This window comes from Wolbachia endosymbiont of Nasonia giraulti (assembly GCF_048054155.1).
GTDB classification, from domain to species: domain Bacteria; phylum Pseudomonadota; class Alphaproteobacteria; order Rickettsiales; family Anaplasmataceae; genus Wolbachia; species Wolbachia pipientis_C.
Genome location: NZ_JAFEVH010000035.1, coordinates 1 through 8,749 on the forward strand (window position 1 = coordinate 1; position 8,749 = coordinate 8,749).

The 8,749-nt window shown below is 32.5% G+C and carries 11 protein-coding genes and 1 tRNA gene; 5 read left to right on the forward strand and 7 right to left on the reverse strand.

Annotated elements, in window-relative coordinates; translation table 11 throughout:
• Positions 1-132 precede the first annotated feature (132 nt).
• Both JR312_RS04760 and JR312_RS04765 read left to right on the forward strand, forming a co-directional pair.
• The gene (locus JR312_RS04760) at positions 133-855 is read left to right on the forward strand and encodes a Bax inhibitor-1/YccA family protein (protein WP_416647858.1); all 723 of its coding nucleotides are present in this window, start codon (positions 133-135) and stop codon (positions 853-855) included.
• Positions 856-1,392 carry a cytochrome c oxidase assembly protein gene (locus JR312_RS04765; RefSeq protein ID WP_416647859.1) on the forward strand — a complete coding sequence of 179 codons (537 nt, stop codon included), beginning with the start codon at positions 856-858 and terminating at the stop codon, positions 1,390-1,392. It begins immediately after the preceding gene.
• A gap of 35 nt (positions 1,393-1,427) precedes the next feature.
• Here the strand turns inward: JR312_RS04765 and JR312_RS04770 are convergent, their stop codons facing one another.
• A complete protein-coding gene (locus JR312_RS04770; protein ID WP_341813387.1) occupies positions 1,428-1,958 on the reverse strand; it encodes a hypothetical protein in 531 nt (176 codons plus the stop codon).
• A gap of 281 nt (positions 1,959-2,239) precedes the next feature.
• Between JR312_RS04770 and JR312_RS04775 the strand changes: the two genes are divergently transcribed.
• The 3 genes from JR312_RS04775 to JR312_RS04785 all read left to right on the forward strand — a co-directional run bounded on the left by JR312_RS04775 (position 2,240) and on the right by JR312_RS04785 (position 4,256).
• Positions 2,240-3,217: a quinone oxidoreductase family protein gene (locus JR312_RS04775; protein ID WP_416647860.1), complete on the forward strand. Its 978-nt coding sequence runs from the start codon at positions 2,240-2,242 to the stop codon at positions 3,215-3,217.
• A gap of 180 nt (positions 3,218-3,397) precedes the next feature.
• The gene (locus JR312_RS04780; protein ID WP_213864026.1) at positions 3,398-3,745 is read left to right on the forward strand and encodes an IS630 transposase-related protein; all 348 of its coding nucleotides are present in this window, start codon (positions 3,398-3,400) and stop codon (positions 3,743-3,745) included.
• A gap of 28 nt (positions 3,746-3,773) precedes the next feature.
• On the forward strand, positions 3,774-4,256 hold the full coding sequence (locus tag JR312_RS04785) for an IS630 family transposase (protein ID WP_264330460.1): 483 nt from the start codon (positions 3,774-3,776) through the stop codon (positions 4,254-4,256).
• Positions 4,257-4,262: 6 nt separating this feature from the next.
• On the opposite strand, the gene dapA is transcribed toward JR312_RS04785, so the two are convergent.
• From dapA to JR312_RS04815, 6 genes are all read right to left on the reverse strand, one after another.
• Entirely contained in the window at positions 4,263-5,138 is an 876-nt protein-coding gene (gene dapA / locus JR312_RS04790; protein WP_416647861.1) for a 4-hydroxy-tetrahydrodipicolinate synthase, read from the reverse strand.
• 9 nt (positions 5,139-5,147) lie between these two features.
• Entirely contained in the window at positions 5,148-5,630 is a 483-nt protein-coding gene (ssb, locus tag JR312_RS04795) for a single-stranded DNA-binding protein (protein WP_264330642.1), read from the reverse strand.
• A gap of 68 nt (positions 5,631-5,698) precedes the next feature.
• Positions 5,699-5,772: transfer RNA gene (locus JR312_RS04800), tRNA-Arg, on the reverse strand.
• A gap of 12 nt (positions 5,773-5,784) precedes the next feature.
• Positions 5,785-6,573 (reverse strand): hypothetical protein, encoded by a 789-nt coding sequence (locus JR312_RS04805; RefSeq protein WP_264330641.1) that lies wholly within the window; start codon positions 6,571-6,573, stop codon positions 5,785-5,787.
• Entirely contained in the window at positions 6,570-7,178 is a 609-nt protein-coding gene (locus tag JR312_RS04810; RefSeq protein ID WP_416647862.1) for a hypothetical protein, read from the reverse strand. The genes JR312_RS04805 and JR312_RS04810 overlap by 4 nt, the downstream gene beginning before the upstream one ends.
• A 4-nt stretch (positions 7,179-7,182) precedes the next feature.
• Positions 7,183-8,622, reverse strand: a complete 1,440-nt coding sequence (locus JR312_RS04815; RefSeq protein ID WP_264331003.1) for a hypothetical protein — start codon at positions 8,620-8,622, stop codon at positions 7,183-7,185.
• Positions 8,623-8,749 lie beyond the last annotated feature (127 nt).

Sequence of the window (8,749 nt, forward strand, 5' to 3'; positions counted from 1 at the left end):
GTTGAATTGAAAATGCGGTTTGACACACTTTTTTGAACGTTCCCCCATTCAATTGTAGTATGTCATTTTATACTTGATAAAAACGCTGTATTGTATTATAATATACCATCAAGAGATAATAAGGAGTTACATATGTCTTATATGAAAAGCGAACAGGATATTCGCTCTCAGGGCGTTTATTATAGTGCTGGACTCAGGAGTTACCTAACTAAAGTATACAATTATATGGCTTTAGCTTTAGGTGTTACAGGGCTTGTTGCGTTTTTAACAGTGTTTTCTGGTCTTTTCCAGGTGATTTATTCCAATCCTGTTCTATCGCTTGTGGTAATGCTATCTCCAGTTGCATTGGTGTTTTATATGTCTTTTAGGCTTCAACACCTAAGTGCTCAGTCAACACTTACTGTATTTTTTCTATTCTCAGTTTTAATGGGAATTTCTTTATCTCATATTTTTATAATTTATACTGCAGAAAATATAGCGAGAGCATTTTTCATTACATCGATCATGTTTGGTTCTATGGCTTTATATGGTAATACTACAAAAAAAGATCTGACCAGTATGGGTTCTTTTTTGATTATGGGAATCTGGGGATTAATCATTGCATCTATAGTTAATCTGTTCCTTGGGAGTAGTCCACTCTATTTTGCAATATCATTTGTGTCAGTAATAGTGTTTACTTTAATGACCGCGTACGATGCTCAGAGAATCAAAGATGTTTATTATAGGTATAATGATGGCTCAGAGGTTGCAACTACTAAGTTGGCAGTACTTGGTGCAACTAATCTTTACTTTGACTTTATCAACATATTCCTCAATTTACTTAGGTTACTTAACTTGTTTAATAATAGGGATTAGGTGTTCTCCTTTTTAAGGGGAAATAATGAAAATTCTATAGTTTTTTTCCTAGTATCTTTAGTGGTATTGATGCTGTGTCTTGCATATGCTTCAGTGCCATTGTATAGTATCTTTTGCAAAGCTACTGGATATGGTGGCACAACGAGAAAAGCAACTAATACGACAATAAATGCAACTGACCAAAAAATCAGGGTTTACTTCAATGCTGATGTAATGTCCGGTCTGCCTTGGGAATTTAAATCAGAAACTAACTACATTGATACGAATATAGGGCAAAAAAGTTTAGTGTTTTATTATGCAGAAAATTTATCTGACCAGCCTTCGCTTGGAATGGCAGTGTATAATGTCACACCTTTTAAAGCAGGTAAGTATTTCAATAAAGTTGCATGCTTCTGCTTTGAAGAACAAATTTTGCAGCCAAAACAAAAAGCAGCTATGCCAGTATCCTTTTACATAGACCCTGAAATAATTCGTGACAATAGTACAAAAGATTTAAGTGAAATAACGCTATCGTATACGTTTTTTAAGCTTAAATAACAAACCTTTTTCTATAAATAAGTTATGCAACAGATCTATTTAATTGGGCAGAAGCGCTTATTTGTTTTTTGTACACTAAGTACTTGTGTTGCGGTTTTTGGTATTGCGAATTCCCATTCTTCACTATTTGCTTTACAAGCATTCCAGTACTCAGTTAACTCTTTATTACTTTTTACAGAGACTGGCATTTCTATGTTGGGATTTTTTTCTAATGTATGCTTAATTAGAATCTCATAGCAATTCTTGTATTCAATTGGCTTATCTCTACCATATAATTTAGCAACATAGTCTAAGGTGGTATTTCCACCGTAGTTTTCATTTGGGCTATCATTTACTCCCGCTTTTATGAGAGCCTTTAATATGTCCGGAGAATGGGTCAAAACACAGGTATGTAAATATCCTTTTTCGTTTTGCACATTAGTTCCTGCTTTTATTAAAACTTGCGCTAGATTTGTTAAAGTGTACGGTTTATAGTTAATGGCGATGGAAAAAAGACTATCTATTGGAAAGCCATCATAATCTTTCAAGTCAAATCTGTGATTAATATCAAATCCTTTTTTTCCCAAGAAGTATATAAATATTTACAATAGTCCCCTTTTTTATCTGATTTTTGCATTTTACATTTTAACCTTTCTTTTATTTTTATTATTGGTATCTAAATCGTCATCTTCATCCACTTCACACAACACATTGAATAAAACACCATAAAGCCAAGTTTCTCTGTTTGTCATAATTTGTGCCTCAAAACTATTAACAATACGCTTATGTAGTGTATAAACTCTAAATAACATTTTGCAAAATATTAATTGCTAGATAACATAATTAAAGTTTTTGTCTTACATTTATCATGGTTAGAGCTATACAAATTAAAAAAACTGGGGGGCCAGAAGTATTAGAATTTGTAGATAAGAGCATAGGTGAGCCAAAAGGTGAGGAAGTCTTAATACGTCATACAACTATCGGCTTAAATCGTTATGATTTAGAACATAGAAAAGGTATGCGCAAAATTAAAGATCTGCCATCAGTACTTGGAGTAGAGGCAGTAGGAGTTGTTGAAAAGCTTGGTAAAAAAATTAGTGATGGACTTAAGGTTGGAGATAGAGTTGGATATTGCACAGCTCCTCCAGGGGCATATTGTGAAAAGCGCATTGTACACCAGAAATATTTGATAAAAATTCCGAATGATATACCTGATGAAGTTGCTGCTGCAGTATTGTTTAAAGGTATGACAGCTCACTATTTAGTTAATCAATCTTATAGAATCAGGCCTGGTGCTTTTGTACTAGTTCATGGAGCTAATGGTGGTTTGGGGCAAATAATATGCCAATGGGCAAAGGATAAAAAAGGTGTAGTGATAGGTTCTATAAGCTCTGACGAAAAAATGAAGATAGCTTTACAAAGTGGCTGCACATACGCAATAAACTGCAATGATAAAGACTTCGTTTCTAAAATCATGGAGATTACGAAAAATAGAGGAGTAGGTGCGGTGTATGACCCTATAGGTTACGCTACAAGCAAGCTCTCTTTTGAATCTTTAGGTAAGTTTGGCATATATGTTTCCTATGGGCAGATATCAGGTAATGCTCCTATTAATTTCTCTTTACTTAGTTCGCGTTCGTTATTTGCAGCTGGAACTTCGATATATCACTACAAGCACAATAGACTTACGTTAGTGCTTACTGCAATGGAAATTTTTGAAATGATAAGAAAAAAACTTTTAATTGTAAGAATTAATAAAAAATATAAATTTGATGAAATAATAGAGGCTCATCGTGACATGGAAAATAGAAAAGTAAGTGGGCTAAATATTATTAAAGTTTCTTAAATAACTTAGTAACCTAAAATAATTATTCATTAAGTCATATCAACAAGAATTTCACATGGTTAATTTTCTTTTTGGGAGAGTTAAAAGCATACAGCTGTAGCTAAACTGACTGAGATTTTTACCGGACTATAGTATTTCCTAAAGTAAATGATAAAGGTATAATAAAGTATTTGAGTTATAATGGCATATAGTGTGGATTTAAGGGAAAAGGCAGTATTGATGATAGAAAAAGGTAAGACAAAGGTTGAGGTAGCAGAGCTTATGGAGATAGGAATAGCAACTCTGTACCGTTGGTTAAAAAAGAAAGCTGCTGGTGAAAGCCTCAAGCCATCTAAAAACGGTAGCTTTATTCGAAAAATAGACCCCAAAATACTCGAAGAATATGTTACAAAGAATCCAGATCATACTCTGGCAGAGATGAAACAAAATCTTGGATTTGGAATAAACTCAATTTGGTATAGACTAAAACAGCTAAAAATTACTTTAAAAAAAAGTCACACTATATCAAGAGCGCAATCAAGAAGATAGGGAGCAATTTATTGATAAAATCTCAAAAATAGACCATTCCAGCATCTTATATATAGATGAAGCAGGAGTTGATAATAAGTTATACCGAGAATATGGACGCGCTCCAAGAGGAAAGAAAATTTATGCAGATATTCCAGGGAGAACTCGAGAGAGAATCAGTATAGTAGCCGGGTGGATTGGAAAGAGATTTATTGCACCAATGACTTTCAAAGGTGGGTGTGACAAAGAGGTATTCAATACATGGTTGGAGAAGATGTTATTACCTAAATTGCCACTTGGCACAACTATAGTTATGGATAATGCTACATTTCATAAGACCACTAAAACAAAATCATTAATAGAGTCTTTTGGCTGTCATTTGCTGTATCTTCCAACATATTCACCAGATTTGAATCCTATAGAATACTGTTGGCATACCATCAAAAGCCGCCTCAGACCTCTCATGTATAAATATACAGACTTACAGCTTTTGGTTGGTAATACCATAATGGAACTTTATCATCCATTTTAGAAAATACTATAGTTGATTTTCCCATCCAAGAATCATTTTATTAGCTTGCCTTAATGTTTCAACAGAAGGCAAGTCTTCTGTGCTGAGTGGTAGGCGGACAGTTTTGTGTTTTATAAGCCCAATATCATGCAAGAGTGCTTTAGTAGGTATTGGGTTACTGGCGGTAAATAACGCTTCACAAGTCTGTTTCCACACATCTACCTGAGAGTTTTTACTACTCAGACATTGCTTAACATATTCATGTACTATATGTGGCCAAGTGTTAGCAGCAACAGAAACCAGACCAGCCGCACCCTTAGCAGCCATATCGGGTATCATATTATCATCTCCACAAAACACCTCAATATTTGGAGCAACTTTCTTATACTGAGTTAAAGTATCAACGGTGCCACTTGAATCTTTGATAGCCCAAAATTTTTCGTAGCTGGATAAATTACGTACAGTTTCAGCGTGAAGACTCACTCCTGCTCTTGATGGAATATTGTAAAGCATTGCTGGCACATGTGCTTTTTCAAGCAGCTTTTCAAACCATAAAGTTTGCCCCATGATTCCAGGCTTTGCATAAATGGGAGTTGTCATTAGATAGCCATGAATAGGCATACCCTTGCAAAAATCAAGCCATTCAAAAGTCTGATATAGATTCACTCCTGGTACACCAATTATAATTTTCGTATTTAATTTTAGCTCACATACAAATTCAACCAAGGTGCGCTTTTCAGAATCAGTAAGTGATAAGCTTTCACCTGTGCTACCGAGCAACACTACACCATTTTTAGCTTGAGCCTGCATTGCAAGCAAGCACTGCAAACTTTGGTAATCTACGCTATCTCCATTAGAACTAAAAGGAGTAACACAAGCAGTCCATAAAAATGTAGGTTTCAATTGAAGTTATTAAAATGGTATTTCATCATCGATTAGTTCGTCTTTTATATCGTTGTCAAAACTTCCGTGTTTATCTTTTTGTCCTGTTTCATTTTGTTTGTATTCACTTGGCTTGTAATCAGAGTTTGACATACTGTTTCGTGAATCTAAAAGGGTAAGGGCACTATTAAAGTTGTATAGCACCACCTCTGTTGTGTACTTTTCAGTACCATTTTGGTCAGTCCATTTTCTAGTTCTCAGAGAGCCTTCAACGTACACTTTACTACCTTTCCGTGCAAAGTCTTTAACAATTTTTACTAGTCCTTCACTAAAAATTACAATATTATGCCATTCTGTCTTTTCAGAGCGAGTACCAGAAAATTTGTCAGTCCAACTTTCAGACGTGGCTATTGAAAAACTTGCCATCTCTTTTCCATTTTGTGTAGTCCTAATTTCAGGATCTTTTCCTAAATTACCAACTAATATGACTTTATTTATAGTACCACTAGACATAATTATGCTTTAAAACAAACATCTTTATTATCTTATGTGAGAGTATTATTGTCAAATTTAATTAAAAACGCGCTTGGAGGGATTCGAACCCACGACCTTTGCCTCCGGAGGGCAACGCTCTATCCAACTGAGCTACAAGCGCAGATGTATTAGATTATTTAATAGATAAACTATCTAAATCAAATTTTTGTTCTGGATAAAGCGTAAACATAATACCTCCATGTCCAAAATGTACATTTTTAGAATTGCTTATCCGTTCTTTTGTTATCTTTTGGTCTACAGACCATGAAAAAGTTACATAATTTTCAGTTACTGAGTGCACTTTTAAATCCTTAGTATTTATGAACAACTTTCCATTTACCCATATTTTCCATGTATCGGGGGAAAAGTATAAAATTGAATCTAAACTGACTACTTTACAATTGAAATTTTCTTCCTCTGTAACTCCTGAAGACTGTAAGTTAAACTTTTCCATCTCACTAACTATTCTATTAACCTGCTCTTCATCAAAAAAAATGCTTTTTATGCTACCATATTGCGACAAAGTACTCTCTGCTGCCTCTTTTATTATATCGTCTCGATCTATATAATAATTGTTGATAAAAAAACACTCCTTCGCACGCAAATTTGCTATATCAATGAAGTCATTTATTTCTTGATTTCCAACTTTTAAAATACTTTTTAAGTACTTCTTTTCTATAATCATTCCATTATTGGAATGATGACAGACCATTTCATCATTGCCTTGTCTTTCTATATATACACATAAATTTTCACTATTTAACCCTAATATTTTATGCTCAATAAAATCTTCATTACTAATATGCTGTTGGCAAGAATATTTTTTACAAATCCCTATATTTTCTACAAGATCTTCGCAATTGCAATATGCACTAACATTAAAAAATAGCAGCGTAAAAATAAAAAACAACTTTATATTCATCTACTTAATATGGTATACCAATCAAAAACTATACTAGCTCTCACTATCTCTGTCATATTACCACTTAAAATCTGGTTTATAACTTTAGCATCTATATTTCTCTGCTTATTCAAGGTAAGAGATCTGATCATAATATAACCAGGAAGATTTGGAATAGACTGTAGAAATAAAAAAATATGCTTATCGCTAATTGAGCTTAAACTTAGAACCACTTCACTTCTTATTACTTTTGTATGTTCACTTTTATTGTGGAGTTCAGCTTCTTCAGGTATAGAAATTGATATTTCAGGTTCTAACATGTAGTGTTTTTTATATAGCTTGTTAAGCTCAAAATTTAAATTTGTAATGTATCTGCTACTATGTAAGTTTGAAGAAGAAATTCTTTTCCATAAATCTAGGTTTTTATTTAGAACGACTTCTTTCTTTTGAATTTCAATGATCTGTAAATTAATAGAGCGTATTTCCTCAGCTGCAGTTTGATTTTTATTATAAACCTTTTTGTTATAGATAATAAAACACGTTGATAACCCTATTAATACAATAGATAACAATAAGTAATATATGCACTGAATTGTAGCTTTTCTTTTTAGTTGAGAGATAGTCATCAATCTACATTGCCTCTCCTATTTCAACATCAATAGATAGATTTTTCTCTTTAGTAGTGGGTAAGCTAGAAATACTAATATCATGAGTACGGAAATTATCGTTTAAATTTTTCTGTAGTTTCTCGTATTGATAAGAAATGTCTTGACCAGATTGAAAATTAAACCTTAAAGTTGTGGTAATATAACTTTTTGCCTCATTATAATTCCACTCAAACGATTGAAGCTCTACATCTGGTACTTTTAGCTTTTCTACATACTTAACTTGTGTGAGAGGAGAGTACTCTATTTTTGATAAAATATTATTGATATTAATAAAATCGTAAACTTCATCTATCTTTTTTACATTATAGCTTTGGCTAAGTTTTATTAGTTTGTTATTTAAAGCACTCCGCTTTGCAGATAAATTATCAGCAACATTAAAATTTGAATACAAATTTCGCAAACAAAAGGCGTTAATTACAACTAAAACCAAGAGTAGGTATAGAAAAATTTGAGGAGAATTTAAATAAAGATAATTAAATAGATAAAATTCTTTAGTTTCTTTTGTGTTAAAAATATTTATTGGCTTATTCTTAAAACTATGGAACAAAATTGTAGTATCACAAAAGCTATCTTTTTCGCATATAGCTAATTCTGCTACCAATAGTTTACCTAGCTCATATGGAGTCAATATGTTCACACTATTCTCTGAAAAATTTATAACTGATAAACTAGATTTAATAGCTTCTGATACTATGATGCAAAGGTCGATAGGGTCATTTTTTTCAAATCCAAACTTAGTTAAAGATTGAATTGTATTTTTCACTTCCTGATATATTTCACCAGCAATGATTCCTGGTAAATTATCATTAGTAAATGGTATTAAACGTGTAAATATCATTTTGTTCTCTTTAAGAACCACTTGTCTATAGCCACCTGTTTTAGTTGCAGCAACTATAATTTTCCAGTTACTAGGATCTTTGTGTAGAATCTTTTTTGCTATACTGACTAGTTCTATAGGAAACATTAATATTCCTTTAAAGTTAGAGCCTATTTCAACAAACACGTCCAACCAATATTCTATTAAATGATTTACTTTTGATGAAACAAATAGATACCACCAGTTTTGATTAAATTTATTCGGCTTTTCGACCAAGAGAATAGAATTTATATCGTTATTATGAGCAAAATGCTCTACTTTTGTTTTTGCTGATAGATAAGCACTAATCCTATTTACTCTTGGGATAGACTGTAGCAAATAGTTCTGATCAGTGTGATTGAGAACCAGATATAAGGGTGCTTTTTTATCTGATGAGAGACATGAAATTAAGTCAGAAACAGCTTTATTATTTTTGTCCTTAGCAAAATATCTTTTATTTAAAGTATCATTTTTAAAATATAGTAACATTGTGCCTTCTTTTCCTATAGAAAGCATAAACTTACTTTTGGGTTTTGACCCAAACATATTAACAAAGTGTATACTCATCTAGAATTAAAAAGGTAATTTATTGAAATTCATTAAACATTAGATGACAATATTACTTATATTATAAGGGAACGTTCAAAAAAGTGTGTCAAACCGAAAAAAAAGT

Excerpts from the sequence above, each read along its gene's own strand:
- JR312_RS04775 (WP_416647860.1), top strand. The coding sequence starts at position 2,240 with ATGGTTAGAGCTATACAAATTAAAAAAACTGGGGGGCCAGAAGTATTA.
- JR312_RS04805 (WP_264330641.1), bottom strand. The coding sequence starts at position 6,573 with ATGAATATAAAGTTGTTTTTTATTTTTACGCTGCTATTTTTTAATGTT.
- JR312_RS04780 (WP_213864026.1), top strand. The coding sequence starts at position 3,398 with ATGGCATATAGTGTGGATTTAAGGGAAAAGGCAGTATTGATGATAGAA.
- ssb (WP_264330642.1), bottom strand. The coding sequence starts at position 5,630 with ATGTCTAGTGGTACTATAAATAAAGTCATATTAGTTGGTAATTTAGGA.
- JR312_RS04760 (WP_416647858.1), top strand. The coding sequence starts at position 133 with ATGTCTTATATGAAAAGCGAACAGGATATTCGCTCTCAGGGCGTTTAT.
- JR312_RS04810 (WP_416647862.1), bottom strand. The coding sequence starts at position 7,178 with ATGACTATCTCTCAACTAAAAAGAAAAGCTACAATTCAGTGCATATAT.
- JR312_RS04815 (WP_264331003.1), bottom strand. The coding sequence starts at position 8,622 with ATGTTTGGGTCAAAACCCAAAAGTAAGTTTATGCTTTCTATAGGAAAA.